The sequence below is a fragment of the uncultured Lamprocystis sp. genome, from assembly GCF_903933125.1.
Classification (GTDB): domain Bacteria; phylum Pseudomonadota; class Gammaproteobacteria; order Chromatiales; family Chromatiaceae; genus Thiodictyon.
The window spans coordinates 1-23,188 of the sequence record NZ_CAIZIZ010000394.1 but is presented as its reverse complement, the minus strand read 5'-3'; the positions used below and the strand labels follow the sequence as shown (position 1 = coordinate 23,188).

Annotated in this window: 15 protein-coding genes and 2 tRNA genes; 8 read left to right on the top strand and 9 right to left on the bottom strand. The window is 63.7% G+C overall.

Annotated features, from left to right (window positions below):
• Positions 1–254: 254 nt before the first annotated feature.
• Positions 255–2,978 carry a cation-translocating P-type ATPase gene (locus tag QZY03_RS20795; protein ID WP_295584191.1) on the bottom strand — a complete coding sequence of 908 codons (2,724 nt, stop codon included), beginning with the start codon at positions 2,976–2,978 and terminating at the stop codon, positions 255–257.
• Between the two features lie 264 nt (positions 2,979–3,242).
• On the opposite strand from QZY03_RS20795, the gene QZY03_RS20790 reads away from it, so the two are divergent.
• The 8 genes from QZY03_RS20790 to QZY03_RS20755 all read left to right on the top strand — a co-directional run bounded on the left by QZY03_RS20790 (position 3,243) and on the right by QZY03_RS20755 (position 10,176).
• Positions 3,243–3,316 (top strand) — tRNA-Cys (locus QZY03_RS20790).
• 77 nt (positions 3,317–3,393) lie between these two features.
• Positions 3,394–3,478 (top strand) — tRNA-Leu (locus QZY03_RS20785).
• Positions 3,479–3,884: 406 nt separating this feature from the next.
• A complete protein-coding gene (locus QZY03_RS20780) occupies positions 3,885–4,292 on the top strand; it encodes an H-NS histone family protein (protein WP_295584189.1) in 408 nt (135 codons plus the stop codon).
• Between the two features lie 263 nt (positions 4,293–4,555).
• Positions 4,556–5,857: a DEAD/DEAH box helicase gene (locus tag QZY03_RS20775; protein WP_295584188.1), complete on the top strand. Its 1,302-nt coding sequence runs from the start codon at positions 4,556–4,558 to the stop codon at positions 5,855–5,857.
• Positions 5,858–5,979: 122 nt separating this feature from the next.
• Positions 5,980–6,297 (top strand): RNA-binding protein, encoded by a 318-nt coding sequence (locus QZY03_RS20770; protein ID WP_295584186.1) that lies wholly within the window; start codon positions 5,980–5,982, stop codon positions 6,295–6,297.
• Between the two features lie 243 nt (positions 6,298–6,540).
• On the top strand, positions 6,541–8,397 hold the full coding sequence (locus QZY03_RS20765; RefSeq protein WP_295584184.1) for a M61 family metallopeptidase: 1,857 nt from the start codon (positions 6,541–6,543) through the stop codon (positions 8,395–8,397).
• Positions 8,398–8,404: 7 nt separating this feature from the next.
• Positions 8,405–9,382, top strand: a complete 978-nt coding sequence (gene birA, locus QZY03_RS20760; RefSeq protein WP_295584182.1) for a bifunctional biotin--[acetyl-CoA-carboxylase] ligase/biotin operon repressor BirA — start codon at positions 8,405–8,407, stop codon at positions 9,380–9,382.
• A complete protein-coding gene (locus tag QZY03_RS20755) occupies positions 9,379–10,176 on the top strand; it encodes a type III pantothenate kinase (protein WP_295584179.1) in 798 nt (265 codons plus the stop codon). Before birA ends, QZY03_RS20755 begins: the two co-directional genes overlap by 4 nt.
• Positions 10,177–10,401: 225 nt before the next feature.
• On the opposite strand, the gene QZY03_RS20750 is transcribed toward QZY03_RS20755, so the two are convergent.
• Genes QZY03_RS20750 through QZY03_RS20715 form a run of 8 tightly spaced genes read right to left on the bottom strand, consistent with a single transcriptional unit; the run spans position 10,402 to position 22,984 of the window.
• On the bottom strand, positions 10,402–12,435 hold the full coding sequence (locus QZY03_RS20750) for a UvrD-helicase domain-containing protein (RefSeq protein ID WP_295584178.1): 2,034 nt from the start codon (positions 12,433–12,435) through the stop codon (positions 10,402–10,404).
• Positions 12,432–18,932 (bottom strand): DEAD/DEAH box helicase, encoded by a 6,501-nt coding sequence (locus QZY03_RS20745; protein WP_295584176.1) that lies wholly within the window; start codon positions 18,930–18,932, stop codon positions 12,432–12,434. The genes QZY03_RS20750 and QZY03_RS20745 overlap by 4 nt, the downstream gene beginning before the upstream one ends.
• A gap of 51 nt (positions 18,933–18,983) precedes the next feature.
• Complete coding sequence (locus tag QZY03_RS20740; protein ID WP_295584174.1) at positions 18,984–20,066, bottom strand: Fic family protein; 1,083 nt, start codon at positions 20,064–20,066, stop codon at positions 18,984–18,986.
• Positions 20,063–20,335, bottom strand: a complete 273-nt coding sequence (locus QZY03_RS20735; RefSeq protein ID WP_295584172.1) for a Fic family protein — start codon at positions 20,333–20,335, stop codon at positions 20,063–20,065. The genes QZY03_RS20740 and QZY03_RS20735 overlap by 4 nt, the downstream gene beginning before the upstream one ends.
• Positions 20,335–20,532, bottom strand: a complete 198-nt coding sequence (locus tag QZY03_RS20730) for a hypothetical protein (protein WP_295584170.1) — start codon at positions 20,530–20,532, stop codon at positions 20,335–20,337. Before QZY03_RS20730 ends, QZY03_RS20735 begins: the two co-directional genes overlap by 1 nt.
• 16 nt (positions 20,533–20,548) lie before the next feature.
• Positions 20,549–20,773 carry a hypothetical protein gene (locus QZY03_RS20725; RefSeq protein ID WP_295584168.1) on the bottom strand — a complete coding sequence of 75 codons (225 nt, stop codon included), beginning with the start codon at positions 20,771–20,773 and terminating at the stop codon, positions 20,549–20,551.
• Positions 20,763–21,245, bottom strand: a complete 483-nt coding sequence (locus QZY03_RS20720) for a type II toxin-antitoxin system VapC family toxin (protein WP_295584166.1) — start codon at positions 21,243–21,245, stop codon at positions 20,763–20,765. The genes QZY03_RS20725 and QZY03_RS20720 overlap by 11 nt, the downstream gene beginning before the upstream one ends.
• Entirely contained in the window at positions 21,242–22,984 is a 1,743-nt protein-coding gene (locus QZY03_RS20715) for a hypothetical protein (RefSeq protein ID WP_295584164.1), read from the bottom strand. The genes QZY03_RS20720 and QZY03_RS20715 overlap by 4 nt, the downstream gene beginning before the upstream one ends.
• Positions 22,985–23,188 lie beyond the last annotated feature (204 nt).

Below are 23,188 nucleotides of genomic sequence, written 5' to 3'. Positions count from 1 at the left end.
TCTAACGATCATCAGACATCGACACCCGAGAAGGAGACGAACCGATGAACGAGGCCCAGTGTCCGAAGACGGGGAAGGCCGACGGTAAGGCTGAACCACTACCCCTTGGGGTTACCTGAGACAACCGGATAGGCATGTTCCGTGAATAGGCATCCCGACTGCGCATGCGCTGAAAGCCTGTTGGGTTGTAGGGGCGAATGAATTCGCCCCTACACGGCGGTAGATCCTTTCCCGGAAATCACCTTGACTCCGATTCAAGGTGTCCACGAGACCCCAGGCAGACCCTCGGTTTTCAACGTGAAGTATTGTCGAATCAGCCACTTGGTGAGGTCCAGCACGGGGATGATGGTGGCTGCCGCCGCGGTCACCACCAGCCAGTCGGTGCCGGTGAGTTGATAGGTGCCGAAGGCCGCGGACAGTGCCGGCACGTAGATGACGAGCAGCAGGAGTGTCAGTTCCCAGAGGATGGCCAAGTTGAGCCAGCGGTTGGCGAAGGGGCGGATGAACACCGAGTCGCGGTCGGAACGGAAGCTGTAGGCTTTGAAGAACTGGATCAGGACCAGCGACAGGAAGGCCATGGTCATGGCGCGGGTCAGGGTCACCGCGGAGTCGAGCCCCGCGGTTGCGCCCAAGTGCAGCTCCCAGGCGAATAGCGCGACGTTGACCAGCGTCGACCAGATCCCGCCGACCAGCATCAACAAGACGACCGGCTTGGTGAAGATGCCGGTTTGACGGTCGCGGGGTGGTCGCTGCATCAGATCGGATTCCGGCGGATCGAACGCCAGGGCCAGCGCTGGAAGGCCATCGGTGGCCAGATTCACATAGAGGATCTGGACCGCGGACAGCGGCAGCGGCATCCCGGCCAGGGTGGCCACGGCCATGAGTCCGATTTCGCCGATATTCGATGACAGCAGGTACATCAAGTATTTCTTGATGTTGGAAAAAATGCCCCGGCCCTCTTCCACGGCGCCGACGATGCTCGCAAAGTTATCGTCGGTCAGCGTCATGTCCGCGGCCTCACGGCTGACATCGGTCCCGGTGACGCCCATGGCGATGCCGATATCCGCCTTCTTGAGAGCGGGCGCGTCATTCACTCCGTCGCCGGTCATGGCGCAGACTTGCCCGTGTGCCTGGTAAGCGGTCACGACCCGCAACTTGTGCTCCGGCGAGACCCGCGCATACACCTCGATGTCCGCGACCTGGTGTGCGAGCTCGGTATCGCTCATGGCGTCCAGCTCCGCACCCATGACGACCCGTCCGTTCCCGAGTATCCCGAGTTCACGGGCGATGGCCGCGGCGGTATCCGGATGGTCGCCGGTGATCATGACGGCGCGGATGCCCGCGCGTTTACAGGCCGCGATGGCGGATTGTGCCTCGGGTCGCGGCGGGTCGATCATACCAATCAGGCCGGCAAAGACCATGGCGTGTTCGGCATCCGCCCGTGAAGCCTCCGGCTTGTAGGCGATCGCCAGTACCCGTAGCGCTTGTTGCGCCATTGCCAAAGTCGCGTCGTTGATCCGCTCACGGGCGGCCGCATCGAGCGCCAGCAGCCCGGCCGGGCTGGCCAGGTGCGAACAGTCGGCCAGGATGGTTTCAGTGGCGCCCTTGGAGAAGGCGACCACCCCGCCGGCCATCCGATGCAGGGTGGTCATGCGTTTGCGTTCGGAACTGAAGGGGATCTCGTCAACGCGCGGGGCCCGTGCCTGCAGGCGGTCTGGGTCGAGTCCAGCCTTGGCGGCCGCCACGATCAGCGCCCCCTCGGTTGGGTCCCCGGACAGGTGCCAGGCCCCGTCCTCCAGTTCCAGGCGGGCGTCGCACGAGAGCGCGGCGGCGCTCAGCAGGTAGCCGAGCAGGGCGCGCTCATGCGGACCGTCCGTGGTCAGCGTCAAATCCCCCGCAGGCGCGTAGCCGCTGCCCGTGAGGGTACACCGGCACCCCTCCATCCAGACCTCCCGTACGGTCATCTGGTCGCGTGTGAGCGTGCCCGTCTTGTCGGAACAGATGATTGAGGTACTGCCCAGGGTCTCGACCGTGGGCAGGCGGCGGACCAGGGCGTGGCGTTTCACCATGCGTTGGACGCCGATGGCCAGCGAGATCGTGACCACCGCCGGCAGGGCCTCGGGGACCACTGCCACGGCAAGTGCAACGCCGAAGATGACCATCTCCAGGAGGGGTTCGCCGCGCAGCCACCCCAGCCCGGCGATCAGGACCACGATGATCCCGGCGGCAATGGCGAGGATCCGCCCCACCCGGTCCAGATTCTGTTGCAGCGGGGTGCGGACCTGTTCGACCCCCGCGAGCATCTTGGTCACCTGGCCGAACTGGGTGTGCAGCGCGGTGGCGATGACCAGGCCGCGACCGCGGCCATAGGTGACATCGGTTCCCGCATAGGCCAGGTTGACCCGATCGCCCAGGGCGAGCGACACCTCCGTCAGGGGCGCCACGCGCTTTTCGACCGGATTGGATTCGCCGGTCAGGGAGGCCTCGTTCATCCGGAGATTCACCGCCTCGATCAGTCGCAGGTCGGCCGGGATGCGATCACCGACACCAAGCAGAACCAGATCACCCGGTACGACCTCGCGGGCGGGGATCGTCAGTTCGCGCCCATTGCGCAGCACCTTGGCGGTGGGTGCGGCCATGCACCGCAACGCCTCCATGGCGCGTTCGGCCCGGTACTCCTGTACGAACCCGAGCAGGATCGCGAACAGCACGATGACGGCGATGACCACGGCCTCCAGGACTTCGCCGAGCAAGGCCGAGAGGCCCACCGCGGCCAATAAAATCAAGATGAGGACGTTCTGGAATTGTGCGCCTAAGATCGCCCACGGGGAGACCCGGTTGACGCCCGGCAATTCGTTCGGTCCGGTCGCCGCGAATCGGGATGCAGCCTCCTCGCTGGACAGGCCGTCGGCGGTGGTGGACAACGCGACGAGGGTCTCGCCGATCGATCGCTGGTGCCAGGTTGGTTGGCTTACCATAAAGGTCCCTTGGGAGCGGGTTAGTACGGCGCGGGGATTGGGGTTGCATGGTAGCAAGGGTGGGCGGCCGTGAGCAGCGTGCCTCATCCCGCGCTATAATGCCAGGTATCGCGGTCGCCGTCGCCGCTGGCGGCAAACGCGGCCGCGGGGTTGGGGGCGCCGTCAGGATAAGCCAATCCATCCGCGTGACGGGTATTCGGGTCTCGCGAAAATTGATCCAGCCTGGTGACAGCCTTGATAACATCTGCTATAGTGCGCAGCTTGGGCTGAGTGGCAGAGTGGTTATGCAGCGGCCTGCAAAGCCGTGTACCTCGGTTCGATTCCGGGCTCAGCCTCCATCTTTAACTCCCGCAATTGGTTTCCGGTGGTTTCTGGTTCCGCCTGTTTGCGGCATCACAAGCCCTTTTCTCCCTCTGCCCGGGTGGCGAAATCGGTAGACGCAAGGGACTTAAAATCCCTCGCCGTGAGGCGTGCGGGTTCGAGTCCCGCCCCGGGCACCAATCAGCCGCCAATGGTGCGTCGCGACCGGGCGTTCGATCGTCCCCACGTTCTCACTCCGACCGCGTCGGCCGGTTCTCGGTTCCGGCGCTTTAATTGCGTCGTCACTCATGCATCACTCGGCGTGATGGGGTCGCCTCGCCGATCCGCGGGCATTATGCGCTTGGACCGCGGGGGATTTGAGCGGCTACTGCGGTTCGCGCGGATAGTGTGGCGTCGGTGTATTACGTCAATGCCATCGTGGACGGCGAACTCGACTGTCCGTGATGCGGTGCTCCGGGCGCGGACCCATCGCCCATGTTTTTTCACTCGATCGCTTGACATCCATTCGAAAACGAATAAATTATAAGATGCGCGCTTCAAGTTTGCGCACCCTAACTCAGCACTATCAGATCGGAGGTATGTCACGTGGAATACGCTAACCTTAGCGTCGATGAGATCCAGCAGCAGCTCGAGACGATCGAGCAAAGTAAGGCCGAATTGCAGCGGGCATTGGTGACCCGGCGGCAAGAGGCCAAGCATGGTGTGGTGGCGCAGGTCAGGGAGTTGATCACGCAAAACGGCTATGAGCTCGACGAGATTTTGCCGTTGATCACGGCCCGGCGTCGTCGCGGTACCGCGGCAGCGGTACGCCCGGCCACCAGCGGACGTGACTACACGCGTTATGTCGATCCGGAAAACCCGGCGAACGTCTACGTGCGTGGTGTCTTGCCCGGCTGGATGAAGCAGAAGATGCAGGAGCAGGGCTACGATTCGTCCGTCAAGGCGGATCGCGAGGCGTTCAAGGCGAATTATCTGCAAGCCATCGAGGCCTGATCGCGCCGCTCGCCGGCACGCTTGCCAACAGCAATCCGGAGAACGTTTTCTCCGGATTCTCAACAAATATCACTGGATTTTTGTTGTCTACGTGTCTAGAATTCAGGCTCAGCATCGGCGCGCCGATGCTTCCGAATCGTGGCTGACTCCTCGACCTTCAGGCATCATCCTCGAATATACGTTTCTCCTTTATTTGTGTCGATGCCTAGGCCGCTCCCAGGTACCCTGGGCAGGCTGCCTGTTCAAGCAGGCACGGAGCCTTCATGTCTTTTGATTCGCTCGGCTTACGGGCCGATCTGCTTCGCGCTGTAGCGTCACAGCGTTACGGCCGGCCAACGCCGATCCAGGCGCAAGCCATTCCCGAGATACTTGCCGGACACGATCTTCTCGCCGGCGCTCAAACCGGCACCGGCAAGACCGCCGCGTTTGTTCTCCCACTACTTCAGCGGCTTGCCGATCAAGGGCATCCGCAACGCCACCCCCGCGCGCTCATCCTGACGCCCACCCGTGAACTGGCGGCTCAGGTCGGGGAACGTGTGCACGCTTACGGGATTCACCTGACGCTACGCTCTGCCATCGTGTTTGGTGGGGTCGGCATGCAGCCGCAAGTTGACCGGCTGCAGCGCGGTGTCGATATTCTGGTTGCGACTCCTGGGCGCCTGCTCGACCATGCCGGCCGCCGGACCGTGGATCTGTCGCGGGTGGAGATCTTGGTGCTGGACGAGGCGGATCGGATGCTCGACATGGGCTTCATCCACGACATCAAGCGGATCCTGAAGCTGATCCCCGAGCGGCGGCAGAATCTGCTGTTCTCCGCGACCTACTCGGATGATATCCGGCGTCTCGCCGACGGGCTGTTGAGGCATCCGAAAATTGTCGATGTGGCACGACGCAACACGGCGGCAGAGGCCGTCGTTCAGTCCGCCCATCCGGTCGATAAACAGCGCAAGCGCGACTTATTGGCGCATCTGATCCACCGCGAGGGCTGGGCGCAGGTGCTGGTCTTCACCCGAACCAAGCACGGGGCGAATAAGCTTGCCGAACATCTTGTTAAGGATGGGATTACGGCCGCGGCGATCCACGGCAACAAGAGCCAGTCCGCTCGCACCCGTGCGCTCGATGAGTTCAAGAATGGCTCGGTACGGGCACTGGTCGCCACGGATATTGCCGCGCGCGGCTTGGATATCGTGAATTTGCCCCAAGTGGTGAATTTCGAATTGCCAAACGTGGCCGAGGACTATGTCCATCGGATCGGGCGAACAGGTCGTGCCGGCGCCGGTGGCGCCGCCTTGTCGCTCGTCAGTCACGACGAACAGTCGCTGCTGAAAGGGATTCAGCGTCTGCTGCGTCGGGAGATTCCCTTGACTCCGGTCGCTGGTTTCGAGCCCTCCGCAGCGGGTTCGGTCGAGTCCGCGCCGGATGACGATCGCTCAAGCGCGCGTCCGAGTTCCATGCCGCCGCGGCGTCATGCAGGACGCGGGGATCAGCCGCGTCCGGGTCCGGGTCTGGCCGGGAGGTCGGCGCCACGCAGCCGGCGTGCCGCACCGCCGGCACGCGGGCGTTGAGGACGATTGCCGGAAAATCTTCGCCCCAACGGTTGGGGACAAAGACTGTCGAATCAGTTGTGCATTGATCATTCGACCGTTCTCTCTTTCTCTTCAATGCACATTGACGGAATTGTTGAACGATGAATATCTATGTTGGCAACCTGGCCTACTCCGTGACTCAAGACGATCTGCGCGACGCTTTCGCCGCCTACGGCGACATCTCCAGCGTCAATCTGATCACCGACAAGTTCACCGGCGATTCCAAGGGGTTCGGCTTCGTTGAGATGCCGAACAACGCGGAGGCCGACGCCGCCATCAAGGCTCTGAACGAGACCCCGCTGAAGGGCCGCAACATCAAGGTCAACCAGGCCAAGCCGCGCGGTGAGCGTCCGTCCGGCGGCGGTGGTGGCGGCGGGGGCGGCGGGGGGGGCGGCGGTGGCCGTGGTCCGCGCTGGTAGACACCGTATGAGCCGGGGCTCCGCGCCCCGGCTTTCGATTTCGTGGCCTCGATCAAGATTCCGGCCACTGGGGCTCGCCGGGTGCGTAGTCAGGCCATCCTGGCCTGACATGGTCAGGGCTGGAAGCCCTGACTACGCACGCCGCTGGCCGGGATTACGATCAAGGCCGATTTCGTGATGTCCGCTGCCTGGGGCCTTGCCTTTGGACTGCTGTAGCGCGATCAGCACTTCCGGCGCATCGGTATGTTGAGCCCCGAGGCTGCCTTATTCCAATTGGCCTACCGGGTGTGTCCTGCGCAGCCCGCGGCCCATGTATTTAGCGTCGAACTGCGTATCGCGCATCCTCCTGCCGGTACGTTTCTGCTCGCACTGCCGGCCTGGTGTCCGGGCAGTTACATGATCAGGGATTTCGCGCGTCATGTCGTGCGGATCAGCGCGGTCGATCGTCATGGACGGATGGTCCCGATCATCAAGCGGGACAAACAAACCTGGGCGCTGGAGCCTGGCGATGCGCTCACGCCGCCGCTCATCGTCACCTATCAGGTTTATGCATGGGATTTCTCGGTGCGCGCCGCGCACCTCGACAGCACCCATGCCTATTTTAACGGACCGAGTCTATTGTTGCAGGTCCGCGGCTTTGAGCACTTACCCTGCCGCATCGACTTGCTTCCTCCGCCTGCGGACGATTGTCTGGACTGGCGCCTGGCGACCAGCCTGAAACCTCTCGCCGCGGAACCCCTGGGTTTCGGTTCCTATCAGGCGGACGATTACGCCGATCTGATCGATCATCCCGTGGAAATGGGGCGGTTCGATCTGGTCTCCTTTACTGTCCGCGCTGTGCCTCATCGATTCGCCGTCAGCGGTCGTCAGCGCTGCGACTTCGCGCGGCTCCAGCGTGACCTGGAGCGCATTTGCGACCAGCATGCCGCCCTGTTCGGCGAACTCCCAATCGACCGTTACCTGTTTCTGACCGTTGCGGCGAGTGAGGGTTACGGTGGGCTGGAGCACCGTTTCTCATCCAGCCTGCTGTGTACGCGTGACGATTTGCCGAGTCCCGGCGAAACGACACTCACCGCCGGCTACCAGCGCTTTCTTGGCCTGTGCAGCCATGAGTATTTCCATCTCTGGCATGTCAAGCGCATCCAACCCCTCTGCATGCTGACCGCCGACCTGACCGCGGAGATCCATACCCGGCTGCTGTGGGTCTTCGAGGGCATCACGTCCTACTATGACGATCTGGCCTTGATTCGCGCCGGCTGCATTGAACCGACCGCCTATCTGCAATTGCTTGCGGAAAACGTGACGCGGGTGATGCGAACGCCGGGCCGGTTGGTGCAGACCTTGGCCGAATCCAGTTTCGATGCCTGGACCAAGTTTTACAAGCAGGATGAGAATGCACCCAATGCGATCATCAGTTACTACGCCAAGGGTGCGCTCGTCGCACTTGCCCTTGATCTGACCATCCGCCGCGAGACCGGCGGACGGGTTGCGTTGGATGACGTGATGCGCGCGCTCTGGGTGCGCCATGGGCGCACCGGACTCGGGGTGCCGGAGCGGGGGTTCGAGACGCTCGCGATGGAGGTCTCCGGGCTCGCTCTCGGTGACTTTTTCGCTCAGGCGTTGGACTCCACCGATGACTTGGACCTGATGTCCCTGTTGGCTTCGGTGGGCATACTGATGCGGCTGCGGCCCGCGATCGGTCCCAAGGACCAGGGGGGCTGTGTCGAGCGCTTCGAACCGATTCAGGGTCAGCCGACCCTGGCCGTGCGGCTGCGCAATGGCGGCCCGGAGGCCGTGCTGGCGCATGTGCTCTCCGGCGGTGCCGGTGAATGTGCCGGGTTGGCACCGGGGGATCAGGTGATGGCGGTGAACGGGCTGCGGGCCACGGCCGAGAACCTGGAACGCCTGGTGGCCGCGAGCCAGGACCCGCAGGGTGCGCCGATGCCGATTCGGCTGCATTGCTTCCGCCGCAACGAGTTGCTGGAGTTGACGGCCTGCCCGCAGCCGGCGGTCGCCGATACCTGTGAGCTGATGTTGGTCGATGCGGCTCCGGACGCGGTGCTGCGGGCGCGGACCGCGTGGCTCGCGAGTCTGGTGTGAGTCGGTGATGCAACGGGGTCTCGACCTGATCCGCGTGCTTGCCGATGGTGATTATCACTCCGGGGAGTTGATTGCCAGGCGCCTCGGGATCAGCCGCACGGCGGTCTGGAAAGCGCTGACCAAGGTGGCCGGGCAACTCGATCTGGTCGTCGAGCGTGCGCCGGGCCGCGGCTATCGGCTGGCGGTTCCATTGCAGTTACTGGAACCCGAGCGGATCGTTCGCGCGCTTCCGGCTGCCGCCGCGGCGCGCCTTGGCCGTCTGGAGGTCCTGCAACAGATCGATTCCACCAATCTTCGCCTCATGGCGGAGGCGGCCGCGGGGGCGCCGGCGGGAAGCGTCTGTCTGGCCGAACGGCAAACCGCGGGGCGGGGGCGGCGCGGTCGGACCTGGGTGTCGCCCTTCGCCGCCAACCTCTATCTCTCGGTCCTGTGGCGTTATCCGGCAGGGCCGGCCGCGCTGGGCGGGGTGAGCCTGGCGGCGGGGGTGACAGTCGCCGGGGTGCTGCATCGGCTCGGGTTAGTCGAGGTGGGGCTGAAATGGCCCAATGATCTGCTGTGGCAGGGGCGCAAGCTCGGAGGGCTACTGCTCGAAGTGGCCGGTGAGGCGCAGGGACCGAGTCATCTGGTGGTCGGTCTGGGCGTCAATCTGCGCATGGATGCCGACCAGGGGCGCGCCATCGACCAGCCCTGGGTCGATCTTTATCAGGCGCTGGATGGTCGGCCGCCGGACCGCAATGTCCTGGCCGCGGCCCTGATCGACGCCCTGTTGGAAATGTTGGAGCGCTTCGGCCAGGTTGGTCTGCGCCCCTTTCTCGCCGCGTGGGAGCGCTACGATCGGCTGCGCGGGCAGCGGGTGCAGGTGCAGCTCGGCGACCGGGTCATCGTGGGCGAGTACGCCGGGATCGAGCCGGACGGCGCCCTGCGCCTCGATACCCCCGATGGCCGTCTGTGCCTGCATTCCGGCGAGGTCAGTCTCCGTCTATGAATCTATTGATCGATATCGGCAACACCAACCTGCACTGGGCGCTGCATGACGCCGCCGGGCTCGGTCCGATGCAGGGTGTGCGGCATGGCCGGGGCGTGCCGCTGGATTTGCTGGCCGCGTGGGAGACGCTGGAGCCGCCGGAGCGGGTTCTGATCGCGAATGTCGGCGGGGATCCCGTTGGCCGCGCCACGACCCGGGTGGTCCGCGCTTATTGGGGTCTGGACGCGGAGTTCGCCGCCGTGCGCCAAGGCTATCTGGGCCTGCGGGTCGCTTATCCGGAGCCCGCCCGGCTGGGGGTGGACCGTTGGCTGGCCCTGCTGGCCGCCCATGAGCGGGGGGCCGGGGCGGCGCTGATCCTGGATGCCGGTACCGCGGCGACCTATGACCTGCTGGCTCCAGGAGGCCATCACCTGGGCGGTTTGATCCTGCCCGGTGTGGAGATGATGTGCGACAGCCTGCTGGCCGGGACCCAGATTCCGCGTGGTGATCTGGTCCCCGCGGCCGATCCCTGGGCCAATGACACCGGCGCCGCGGTTGCGACCGGCGGTCTGCATGCGCTGGCGGCCTTGGCCGAGCGCCTGCACGATCGCCTGGCTGAACGGCTGGCTGCTGAATACCAGGGACACGCGGCGCTTGCCCCGGCCTTGCTGGTGACCGGGGGCGACGGTGCGCGGATCAGTCCATGGATCGGGCGCCCTCTCGCGTTGGTGCCGGACCTGGTGTTGCGGGGGCTTGCGCGCCTGGCACAGGATCCGCCTCCTGTTCTTGACACCGGGCAGGCTTCCGTCCATTAGGGACGCCTTTGGCGTCTCGGTCGTTGTCGTTGTCGTTGTCGTTGTCGTTGTCGTTGTCGTTGTCGTAATCGTAATCGGAGAAGCGATTCAATCTGTGCATTAGCAGCCCTATGTCTATCGGGTTTCGATTCGCTACGTCGCCTGGGGGATAAATCGCCGAAAGATGCGACGAGATGCGCCCTTGCGGGGTCGGTGCGAAGGTGCGTTCACTCCGGAAGGCGCTACTCAGCGATAGAGCCGTGCCGCCCGTTTTGCGCGAGTCATTCCCACATAGACCAGCTTACGCAGATTTTCATCCAAGACACGGTTGACAACGATCACCACGGCGTCGAACTCCAAGCCTTTGGCGCGATGCAGGGTCATGGCGAATATCTGAGCATCCTTGCGGCTGAGGCGTTCGCGATGGTTGACGGTAGCCACCTTGTAGCCCGTTTCCCGGATCTGTTTGGCCAACTGGTCCCGCAGCTTGGCGGTTGGGGCCATCACGCCGATCTTCGTGTCGTGGTGGTCGTCCAAGCACTCCCTAATGAAGTCCCCAACGCCATCACGAATCGACTCCATCGAGGCACCGTGGATGAGCTGCGGCTTGGGGCCGTGCAGCAGTGACTTGTAGCGGGAGATCTCGTCGCTGCCGCCATCCAGGTCATCGACCTCGACCTCCTCCAGCAGCAAGACCGCCTCCCGGCGGATCTCTTCCGTGGTGCGGTAGTTGAGATACAACTTCTTCGCGCGACCGCGGATATCGATGCCGCAACTGCTCATGCTGGCCTTGTTCTTGGCATAGATGCGTTGGTGTCCATCACCGACAAACATCAGATCGTTGGGTTCTGGGGGTACCAGGGCACGTATCAGCCTCAACGCCTGCGGACCGAAGTCCTGGGTTTCGTCCACAACGGCATGGGCATAGGGCGGACGCGCTGCGGTGGCCAGAATGGCGCTCGCGTCCCGATAGGCGTCATCCGGCTCCTTCAGGCCCTTGGCGCTTAATTGCAGCCGATAATTCTCAAAGAGTTCCCACAGGGCATCGCGTTTCTTGCGTGAGAGCACGACGCCTCGGCCGCGGCGTGGCGCCTCGCGGTACTCGTCGCGGGACGCCAGTCCTTGAGCCAGCACGACCTGCTCAAACTCCTCGCGAACGAACTCCCGTGAGACGCCCAGCGACGGGTCGAAATCGACCATCGCCGCTTCCCAGACTGGCTCACACTTGGCCTCGTAGTCGAAGGCGATTTCATGCTCATAGCGGCGCGCCTTGAGAAAGCGGTACACCAGGGCGTCCAGATTGATGATATCGATATGCGTCATTTGCTCCGGGGAACAAATCGATTTCAGCCCATCCTCAATATCCAGCGCCAAATTCGTCGTGAAGGTGGTGAACAGTAACTTCTTATCCGTGTCCACAAGCGTGCTGGCCAGGTGTTTGGCCCGGTGCATGGCAAGCACTGTCTTGCCCGTGCCAGCGCCGCCCAGGATCCGGCTCGGGCCGTTCAGATTGCTCATCGCCAGACGCCTCTGGGTGGGGTGCAGGAAGACCCGCCACTGCTCCAGTGGAGCGGAGAGGATCTCCTGAAGGTCGTTTTCGCCCTCCACCACAAAAAACCGGGAGCGGCTTTCGTCACGGTCGGCGGCGCTGGCGAAGTCTTGCGTGTCGATCTCGCGATCGACCCGTGTCTCGCGCGACGCCAGGATGGTCGAGACCGGGTCGCCCGCCAGCACCAGGAAGAGTCCCTCGTAGGCTTCGACCGGCAACTCATCGCGCATGGCATCCAAGTCGCCCTCTGAGCGAATGGTCCTTACCGCCGGGACCATCTCTTGAGCTACGCCGAGCGCCATCAGATCACGGTCCGACAACCCGGAAAAGACGGGCACGGGCTGCGACGACACAGGGGCCGCCTCGCGTTGAACGGTTTCCTCGACGAAGCGGACATTCGTCAGGGTGAGCGCACCGTTGACCGGATTGACGCTCATCTTTCGCTTGATCGCCCACGCATAGGCGTCATCGTGCTTGTCGATGTGCAGCCAAACGAAGACATTGTCCTGTGGCGCCCGGAAAACGATGCCCCGGTAGTCATCACCGATGCGGACCGAACGGAAGTTCTTGTCCTTGGCACCCTGGAGGGTCTCGTAGTTGATACCAGGGCTCTGCGGATCGGTTTGAAACTTGAGCATGAACTCCAGACCCTTGGTCTGCACCCCCGGCGGCAAGGCCGTCATGCGCTTGATGACGTCGTTGCTGACGATGATCTTGACGTCTTCTTTCATGGTGTCTGTCCGTTGAGGGCCGCCTCAATGGCGAGCCACCAGTTCTCAGCTTCTCCGATGATGGCGTATCCGGCACGGCTCCAGCTCTCCGCGCAGTCCATCTGCGCGGACGTCAGAAAGACGAGACGGTCCTGCTCCCACCGGGCCTCCGCCGCCCGGTAGTCGTTGCCCTCCTCGTGCTCCGCGCCGATTTCGTCGGGTGCGGGCACACCACAGTTTCCCAGAAACACAAAGCCCTGCGTGAGGCGTTCGAGGAACTCCGCCTCGTCGAGAATCTGGTTCCAACCTGGGTTGGTCGCCATCGGTATCTCCACCTGCGGCGGGAATACCACCAGGGTCTTGCCCGCGGTGAGCATGGATCGAGTCAACAAGGCAACGCCCGGCATGGCCTGCAGGAGATTCGCCAGGCGCAACCACTGCCGCCAGTGGCCGCGACCGGGCTTGGGGTCTACGCCAATCGTAAGGTCGTCCACGATCAAGGCCCCCGCAACCGGGAATTCCGACGTGCTTGTCCCGGCGAGAAATTTCGGCTCCGCCTTGCCGACCCATTGCACCGACCCTTGGTCGGGACTGTGGAGGTGCACCGTCTGGGTATCGCGTCTAAGCCATTCCGGCAATGCGCTCAGGACCGTTGCACTGCGCGTCTTGATCACCTCTGTCACATCATTGGGCCGCAACACGCTACGCATCAGCAGTTGCCGCCCCGTCGCTTGCAGGCGATGGAGTGGATCCTGGTCGATCGCGACGGGCTGACCGAGCAGCCGCAACAAGAGCGCCATCGCATTCGAGGTCAGGTCGGTCGAGGGAATCGATGGGAGGCGATCCGCCGGTAGCTGCTGGCCGGATGCGGTCATGAGCACGCTCAACGGGCTGTCCAGGTCGGTACCACCGATGCGCTTGCGTGCCGCCTCGATGTCCTCGAAGGTCACGGACCACACCCGGTACTCGCCACGCAGCATCAGGGTGGCGCGCTTACGGGCATCGTCCGCCATCGACTTCTGGTGGTATTTCCAGCCATCCACGAACACCGCAATCGGGCGCATGGGGCTGGCGGACTTGGTCGCCGAGATGACAAAGTCGGGCTGACAGAGCATCTGGCCCGAGCCCGGGTCCTCGATGGGCACCTCCCTGTCCACCCAGTATTTGTTGGGGCCGACCGTTAGCAGATAGGCGGTCTTGCCCGCCTTGATGTCCTGGGTGACCTGCACCGGAGGAAACCGGGAACTGTCTGAATCACTCTGTCCACCCAAGGCCTTCAGGGCCGGCAGAAAGCGCCGCTCCAGCTCCGAGCGGAAGTCCGGATTGATGTAGATCTCGGACAGGTACTTCACCCGCTTGCGTTGGAAGCTGTCCGCGACCAGCGCGTCGAGCATCTCCAGCGCGGCGACGCGCGAGATGTGCTTACGGCTTCGTCCCTGGCGGTAATGAAACACGCAGAGATAACACCCATCGTGGTCGGGCCTGTCCTGGCAACCGCAGTCCCGAATCACCCGATGGGCCGCGGACAGGACCTCGGTCAAGGTATCCGCGTCGCCGGCCAGCAGTTGCTGAAGATAGCCGGTGCCGCCGGGCACCGAGTCATAGATCAGAATGTACGTCTTCCCGGAGCCTTCCTCCGTGCCTGCCTCCGACATGGTCTCGAAGCGCAGGTGGTCGACTTTGCCGCCGAAGCGCTTGCGCAGGCCGAGCTGCAGCGCCGACATGAAGGAATACGTGGTGCGCTCACCGGAGCCGAACCCCTTCGGCACCATGATGCGCAGGCACTCGGACTCGAACCGACGGTACAGGAAGAGCCGGTCCAGCAGGTGCTCGCTCCCCGTCGCATGGCGGTCCGGGCAGTCCGGGGTGTGCACCTGCCTGCGCGCCTCGTCTCGGTTGGTGCGACCGCCGGGCTGCACCATGCCACAGCTTCGGCACAGGGAGAATCCGGTCTTGGGGCTGTCGTCGCCGGCAATCAGCGTCGCGTGCTCAGCGGTATCAAGTGGCGACGGCTGGCCGAGATTGAGGTCGTGAAAGGTGGCCTTGACGATGAACTCGAACCCGTAGATGGCCTGGGCGGACTCCAGCGTCCAGGCGCTGCGCACGTCCTCGGTCGCGAAGTTCATCAACAATCGGCGGGCGTAGAACCGAGGGTTGCGAGCCTCGTCCGTCTCGGTGATCCGGGTCTTGTCCGCGCGTCTGATGTTGGCGACGGCCCTTCTCAGTCGCAGCACGGGCCGCACCTGGCTGCCGTCCGCCCAATGGCTGTCGCCGCAGTGGGGGCAGGTATCCGACTTGGCCTCGGGCTCGGTGAGCGGGGTCAGAAAGTGGCAGCCGGCGCAGAAGCGGTGCTCGGCCGACGGCTCCACGCTCATGTCGATCTGATCGATCTCAACCTTGCTCTTATGGGCGAAGAAGGTATTGCGCGGGGCAAACTCCGCCAGGGCCGCGTGGGCGGGCCGGCTGTAGCGGTGCACCGGCACCACATACTCTTCGCCGCCGGACTTGGTGCCATGGATGATGGTGGTCAGCGAGACCCCTTCTTCGGGGAAGGCATAGTTGGGCAGCAGCCCGGCGTTGGTCATGGCCTCCAGCAGGTACTCGTTGTTCAATTGCTGGATGCGCTGCCCCAGTCCGGCCCGTTCCTTTTCCAGCAGGTCGAGCTCGGCCAGGGTCTGCTCGTCCTCCGGGCGCTTTCTGAGCCGGCCAAGCTCGGCATTGATGGCCTTGCGGCGTGCCTTCCAGGACTCGCGCTCGGCATGCATCTCCTCGAAAAAGCCCAGGAAGCGGGCGCGCAGGTTCTTGTGCTGTTCCGTCCCGGTGATGAATTCCTCAAGCTTCGCCAGGGTCTCCGGCCGCAGCGCATCGCCCAGCATCCGGCAAAAGGCCTCGAACAACGTTGGCTCGTTGCGGTTGACGAAATCCAGGTAGTTGAACGGAAAGCGCGCGGTGTCGCCGTCCATCTTCGCCACCTGGTCGAGCGCCTCGCCCAATTGATCCGGCAGGCTTGGGGGCTCCTCGGCGACCCAATGATCGAAGAAGAAGGCGTAGATCTGACGGCGCAGCACCTCCGCTGCGTTCAGATAGATGGCGGGCGCCTCCACGCCGCCGTGCAGCATCTCCAGAGGGTTGGCGAAGTAGTACTGATCGTGCCCGTCCAGGGAGGCATCGGCGATGGCGAACACCGCCGCGTTGCCATCCCGGCGGCCGGCGCGACCGATGCGCTGGATGAAATTGGCTTGGTTCGGCGGTACGCCCCCCAGCATCACGCTGGACAGGGAGCCGATGTTGATACCCATCTCCAAGGTCGGCGTGGCGGAGAGCAGGTTCTCGTACCAGGGTTGCCACGCCTCGTCGGGGGCCATGAAGCGGTTCTGCAGCGCGACCCGCTCGTCCCTCTCCAGCAGTCCGGTGTGCTCGTGGGCGATGACGCGGGTGACATCGCCGCCTTGCAGACGGGCGCGCCACCAGTTGGCCCCGTCCGCGGGCTCGGGCCGCAGGGTCTCGCCGGGGCTGTTCCAGGCCGGCAGGCCGCGCAGTGCCGCGGCGGCCTCGTCCGGTACCCAGAGCGCCTGGGCGCCGGAGGGGGTGACCAGCCGACGCAGTTTCCGGTACAGGCCCAGCCGGTTCGGGAGCAAGCCAAACACGCGCGCCCGAGTGCCCTTGTCCTCCAGCAGCACGAACCGCCCCAAGCCGGCCTGCTCCAGGGCCGTCAGCAGTTCCTCGTAGGCCAGGGTGACGATGCCGGGCGAGTACAGCGAGAGCCCCAGGGCGAGTTGCGCCCAGCGCAGCAGCGGATTGCCGTCGCGCTCCTCCAGGTGCAGAAAGCCGTGGCGGCCCGCGTCCCGAGTGATGAAGCGCGGTGCGTCGAATCGGCCACGATGGGGTATCCAGTGGCTGCGCGGCTTGGTGAACTGGAACCGGTCGAAATCACCCGTCTCCGCGACCTGCTCCAGCCCCAGGTGGAAGATGGCCCCGGCCTGAATCAGCATCAGCACCGTACCCGTGGCCCAGAACAGCACCTGCTCCTCGGTCAACGCCTCCAGCCCACCCCCGGCCTGGCGCAACTCGGGGGTCATCGCCCGCGACATCGCCGACAGCTCGGCCAGATCCGGGAACAGCACGGCGATGCCGACCTTGCTCAGGGTCCGACCCCGGTCCGAACGGTGGGCCAGTTCCTCAATGGCGCGCCACTGCATGCGCAGGCTTAGCATCTCCGGCAGCCGCGAGCTCGGTGCCAGGGTGCCGCTGGCGGTAAGTTCCCGCCAGTCGCGCAGCCACTCCATGCTCGGCGGGATGAAGCGCGCGACGAAGTCCCGCGGGGACAAGGTCAAGGGGCTGGCCGGGTCCAGATAGCAGCGGCCGAGGGCGTCCAGGGCCTGATCCCACGGCAGGACCGCGGGCAGAGTCGCCATGGCCTTGGCGAGGCCCGCGCGTACCAGGTAGCCCTCGGTCTTGGACTCGATGTACCCGGCGCGATGGGCGGCGTCCTGAACCGAATCGGAGAACAGGATCAGCTTCTTGTGGTCGTTGAGCGGCGCCGACCAGAGGCGCTCCACGGCGTGGGCCGCGAGGCTGGTGGTCTGGGCGCCGATGATGAGCTGGCCGCCGCGCGCGCCGCATACCGGGCAGCAATCGTCATGGACCGCGACCTCCTTTGCCTTGCGACCAGCCCCACCGCGGTCGCTCTCGCGATCCTCCCGTAGCCGCATCATGCGCGTCCCGCAGGCCAGGTGCACCGGCAACACGTCGTCGCTTTGGCAATGCGGGCACTGGGTGCCCTGGTCATTTCCAAGGTGACCACATTGGCCACAGAGCGTGCGGCTCAACAAGGGGGTCATCGCACGCGGGCTGGCGCCGTCCGCGGCAAGTCGGGGATAGATACGGAGGATGAAGGTATCCGGATAGCGCGCGAAGAAGCTCGCGTAGATCTTGTCCGGACTGTTGACCACCCGGCTGTCCTGGGGCGACTTCAGGGTCAGCCAGCCGGTGGTATGGCAATGGCGGCACTGAACCACCGGCAGCCGCAGCCGCTCGCGCCGGCTCAGCACCGCGGCCTCGGACCGGAGATCGATGTCGGCGGGGTCGCGGCTGACGGTGGCCAGCACGCGGCGCAGCTCCTGCAGCCAGAGCTGAACGCGCAGGGTTACCAGGTGACTCAGCTTGGTGACCGGCGTCTGTGCCCCGACCTGCTGCCCGGCATGGGGCGCCCGCGCCCAGGCCACCAGGGTCAACAGGGCCGTGATCAGCGCCCCGGCCTCGGGCACCAGCCGGGTGCTCAGGGTGCGCTGGATTTTGTCCCTGATCGTGTCCACCGTCACCGGAGCCTGGGTAGCCGTGCGCAGCAGGGACTGAAACAGCAGGTGCTTCTTGAGTTCCTCGCCGAGTTGGACCCGGCCCAAGGGCGTGTCGAGCCCGGCCTGAAGCTCCGCCAGGATCCGGGGGTCGGTGAAGAAGGCCGGCAGCACCTGCGCGACCGCCTCCTGGGGCCGGTCGAACGACCGCGGGCCGATGGCTCTCAGCACGGTCTCGTCGTCGGCAATCAGATGCTCGACCACCCGGTCGCCGATAAAGGCATCGAAGCCCTGTCGACGCTCGATGATTACCGACTCCTCATCGAACACCGTGGCGAAGACCTGGCCCGCATAGTCCCGCAGCGGGCCAGTCTCACTGGCGTCGCCCAAGGTCGCCGAGGTGCCGATACAGATCAGGCGCGGCCCCTCGCAGCGCAGGCGATGACGCAGGCGGCGGATCAGCATCGCGAGATCCGTGCCCTGGGCGCCGTCGAAGGTGTGCAGCTCGTCCACCACCAGGTAGCGCAGGGTGTCCGGCCCGTTGAAGCGCCACAGAGGCTGATCCCGGGGGCGAATCAGCAGGAAATCCAGCATTTTGTAGTTGGTGAGCAGGATGTCCGGCGGGTTGTCCCGCAGCACATCCTTGTCGGTGATGAGGTGTCCGGAACCCATGGCCACAGCGTCCTGCTCGGGGTCCTTGCCCGCCTTGCCGGGTTTGTACTTGGTCTTGCCCGAGCCCACGAACAGCCCGGCGCGAATGCCGGCGAAGGCGGGTGTCGCGTACACCAGTTCGGCGATGCGCTTGGCCTGGTCGTCGGCCAGGGCATTCATCGGATAGATGATGATGGCCTTGATGCCCCGCGCGCCCTCCTGCCGTGCCCGCGCCGCCTGCTCCAGGATCGGGTAGAGGAAGCATTCGGTCTTGCCCGAGCCGGTGCCGGTAGCCACCAGGGTAGACCTGCGTTCCACGCCGCAGCGCTGCCAGGCCTGTTCCTGGTGCAGGAAGGCCGGGTGCTCGGTCTCGAACCCGGCAAAGAAGCCCGGGCCCTTGGCGCCCGAGACAAAGGGCATGCCCAACTGCACATAGGGACCCTTGATCCAGCTCGGGTCCTCGATCAGGCGGCGGACCGCGTCCCGGAACAGCTCGGTGGAGGGTTCAAACTGGGTGCGCAGGGTCTCAGCGACGCCGTGGCGGACCTCATCGACGACCAGCGATGGCAGCATCTGCCCAATCCTCCCTGGGTTATTACCCCGTTCATTACCCTCATTTGAGGGTCATTCATTACCCTGATTGCCGCCGTCTTCCCTCGACCAGGCCGCGCCGGCGCCGCGCCCCGAGCAACTGATCACGCCCTGTGACTGCTGCTCACGCAGGACGTGACGGATCATGTCACGGCTGACGCCCGGGCACACCTGCTCCAGCTCACTGATCTTGAAAGTGCCTCTCGGCCTGGCGAGAAGCTGATCGATCCCTTTGAGCACCGTCTCGCGTTTTTCGCCGCGTGGGGCCTTGATCTCGCCGACCCGGTCGACGAAGTCGCGGTAGGCCTCCTTCATAATCGAGAGGACGTAGTGGATGTACGGCCAAGGATTGTGCTCGCCCTCATGCCAGTCTCGCGAGCTTTGCTCCAAGGTCTCGTAGTACCGCTCCTTGTTCTGCTCCACCAGGCGCTCCAGGCTGATGTAGCGCCCGACCTCGTAGCCAAGCTGAGCGCTCTGCAACAGCCACAGCAGGCGGGACACCCGCCCGTTGCCGTCGCGGAACGGGTGAATGCACAGGAAATCCAGATTGAAGGCCGCCAGGGCGAGGAGCGGCGGCACCCACCGCTCCTCAAGGCACAGGCTCCAGTCACGGATCAGCGTCTCCATGGCCGCCTGGGTTTCCGCCGCCGACACGGTGCGGAAGCGCACCCGCTCCGACCCGTTCGGATAGCGCTCGATGATGTCGCCGTCTTTCGACTTGTACTGTCCGGCGTCCCAAATCTGGCCGCGTGTCAGGGCGTGCAGGCGGCAAATCGTCTCGTGGCCGATCGGCAGCTCGGCGGCATTCCTGTGAATCAGGGTCAGGGCGTCGCGGTAGCCTCGAACCTCCTCTTCATCCCGGTCGCGGAAGAGCGGGCGTGGCGCCACCAGGATGTCCCGCACGCGCTCCGGGTCGATGGTCACCCCTTCGATTCGGTTCGAGGACAGTGCACTCTCGATGATCGCCGACTCACGCAGTGCTTTGAGGCGTTGCGGAGACTGCTGGGTATAAAGCTCCTGCTTGCCCCGCAGCTCGCCCAAGTCATTCAGATACCAGGCCGTGCTCGCTTCGAGACTCAAGCGATTCAGTGCAAAGAGACGCAGCGTCGTCATCATGGGACGAAATTCGCGTCTCGCAACTCACAAAGAGCCTGATCCTCGTCTCGTTCAAAACTGTTCAAGCGCTGATTGCGCACCAGCGAGTAACACAAGGCCGCAGCCTTGGCGACGAGATCGAGGTACAACTCCTCACCGGCGAAGGCGGCATGAGGCCCACTGACAGCCGACTCCACGGCACCAAGGTCACGGACCCCTTGGGCGCCACCGGAAGTGGCAAGCAGTCGGCGGTGCAGTTCGAGCACTTCGGCGAGCGAAAGGTAGCGCATCACGCGAGCCTTCGGTACAGCTCCCGGTTCTTCGCCAAGACGCGATTGACGGCCTCTTCGAAATTGGTGTTCGGCTGATTGAGGAGGTCATCGATGAATTCCGCCAGTAGTTGCTCTGGTTCGCGTCCGATGCAGCGAGCCTTCTCGCGGAAGGCATCAGCCTTAGTGTCATCGAGTTGCAGGGTCATCGTGATCATGGTGATGCGCTCCTGGTTATGGACCCTTTCGCGCGAGCCGGTCGTCGCCGTGTTGCGGATTGGCTTGTTCAGCGCTCGGTCGGATGCCTGGTGGGTGTGGTCGTGGATCGATCTTCGGCCCCGGCCACTCCCGCTCGGTTCTCAGCAGGTCCGCGGCAATCGCTTGCATGTCGTTGTGGAAACGAGCGGCATGCGCCTCGCGCACGCGATGCAGTTCTTCAACGATGGGATCAGTCCACATGGTGCTCTCCAAGCAGTTCTTCGGGGGTGCAGATGATGGGCGGCCGGTAGCCCGCAGCCTCGCAGATCGTTTCGATCAGGGGGCGCTTGCTGGCATTGGCGATATGCTTGCAGTTCCAGGTCAACAGGTAGTCCGTGCCATGCACGGCGGCGACCGCAATGTGCAGGGCGTCTTCCTTGGCCTTCTCCGGGAGGGCCGCGCCCGCGAGCAGTCGTTGGGCCAGTTCGAGCGCCTCGTTGGTCAGGTGCAGGGCTGGCAATCCGTCCAGTAGTTCCAGACGGCGCCCGGCGGCGGCGGTGTCTCCCGCCCTGGCCTCCGATATGACCAGGGCCGAGATCGACAATTCCCACTCATGACGCACCGACCACCAGTCATGACTGATCTGTTGATGCGCGGCGACGATCAGATCCCGGCTCGGTCGCGCGGCCAGATAGCTGATCACCGAGGTCTCGATGTAGACGCGGGACTTCATGCCGGGTCGCTCTCGCTTTGATTCCGTTGGAAGAAGGCCCAGGCGACCCGGTAGTCGGCCTCACGGTCGGGGCGGACGAAGGGCGCCTGGTAGTCGATGGTGCGCTGCACCGGGCCGCCGGGCAGGGTGTCGTCGGGGAAGGCCTTGCTGACAGTGCAGCCGGCGGGCAGGTCGCGCACGTCCTCCCAGCCCAGGGCGATGCCCTGCTCCTGTCGATTGGGCGTCTGGATGCCGTAGGAGATACCGGCTCTGAGGTCCTTTTTCTGCGCCTTGCGGGGCAGGCCGACGCCGATCAGGCCCTTGCTCGGGGTGAAGACGATGCGACCGGTCTGGTCGTACCAGGTGTCGGCCTCGTATTGGCGCATCACCGGGAACTGGACTCGGTAGATGGTCAGTAGTTCGTCCAGGGTCAGGCCCAGGGCCTGGGAGACGAGCACGTCGATTTCAAGCAGGGCCTGACGGCGGGCGTAGTCGGTGCGCAGGGCGCAGTTGCGTTGCCAGTTGGGGGTGAGGTTGGTGAAGAAATCGGGGTCGAGCAGGGGTGAGTCGTTGGACCAGCGTTGTTGGTGGAAGTCGGGTTGATAGCTGGTTTGCCAGAGGTCAGCGTAACCAGATGTAATCGAGTTCATCGCAAGAATCCTAGAGCGCACAGCAGCAACTGTTTTCTTGAAAGTCAACAGTGGCAACAGCGAAGCTATGTCATTCCGGAAATGCCCTTTGCCGGTACTTTTGACAAAGAAATCGAAAACTATAGAGGAATAGGAAGCAGCCATTTCGATAAGTAGCGCAGTGTCTCTGGGCAAAACAGAGAAACCAAGGTCAATATGAGCAACTTGCTTCTGAATAATTGCACTCTGCAATGTTCGCTCAGATGACGAGCCGATCATTGTTCTTGAAGTTAAACGATAATATTGCGTCACTCTCTTCGATTCGCTTTCCCCGTCATCCACCCACGGCACCCTCGGCGTGCGCTCGGCATACTCCGCCGGCGAGCAGTCGGGCACATAGTTGGTGCGCGGCAGATAGGCATCGGGCAGTGCGGTGAGGTCAAGGCAGTCGTAATGACCTTTCTCGGTACAGACGGCACGCGGCGTTTTGTAGAAGGGCGTGCCGACGAAGAAATGCGGGCCGGACAGCACCCATTGGTCAACATCGGCTGGAAAGCCGGTTTCGCGGCGGATGGTGCCGTCTTGTTGACTAATGACTTCATTCCAATGCTGCGTGGAATAATAGTTAGCCTTGAGATCGCCAAAACGGCGTGGCTGGGCAGTAAATTTCTCCAGCACACTGACTAATTTCTGGGTGTGCAGCGTCGGCAATCGAGCGGCTAAGGCCGGAGTTCCGTCTTCATCGTAGAGCTTCGCGAACAAAGTCAAGCGATTTTTGTCGACATGCACAATGCGGCTCGCATGACCCGTTTCGTTCCAGTCTTTACCGTCGTCATCTTTGATGCCGCCGACAGCCCCTTGACCGTCGTGTTGATAACTGGCATCAATGGTGCGCGCGGTAAAGAGATTGGAGATGCTGTCAAAGTGCGGATCAGCGCCAGGCTGACTCCGATAGATATTGATGCTGTATTTCACCCTATGGCCAATGGGAAACAGCATCCGCTGATTCTGAAACTGAAAATGCTTCCTCAGCCTCGGATAGACCGCCACCCGAAACGCTCCGCCATTGGGATCATCATAGATCCCCTCGGGGTGCAGAAATCCCGCCACGCCCTGCGCATTCGCCAGCATCCACGCCTGCGGTAAGAAGCACTTGTATAGATTGGCTTTCTGCCCAGCGAGCAAGTGATAATTCTCTCGACTTTGGCCATTTCAGGGAGTCGAGGCCAGTTGATTCAGCACGCGTTGCCAATCCTGGCGGGAAATAACGAGGGCGTCCGGGTCTGCGGTTGAGTTGACGAAATTCGCCGCCGCCCAACTGGTGCGGCGCACCAG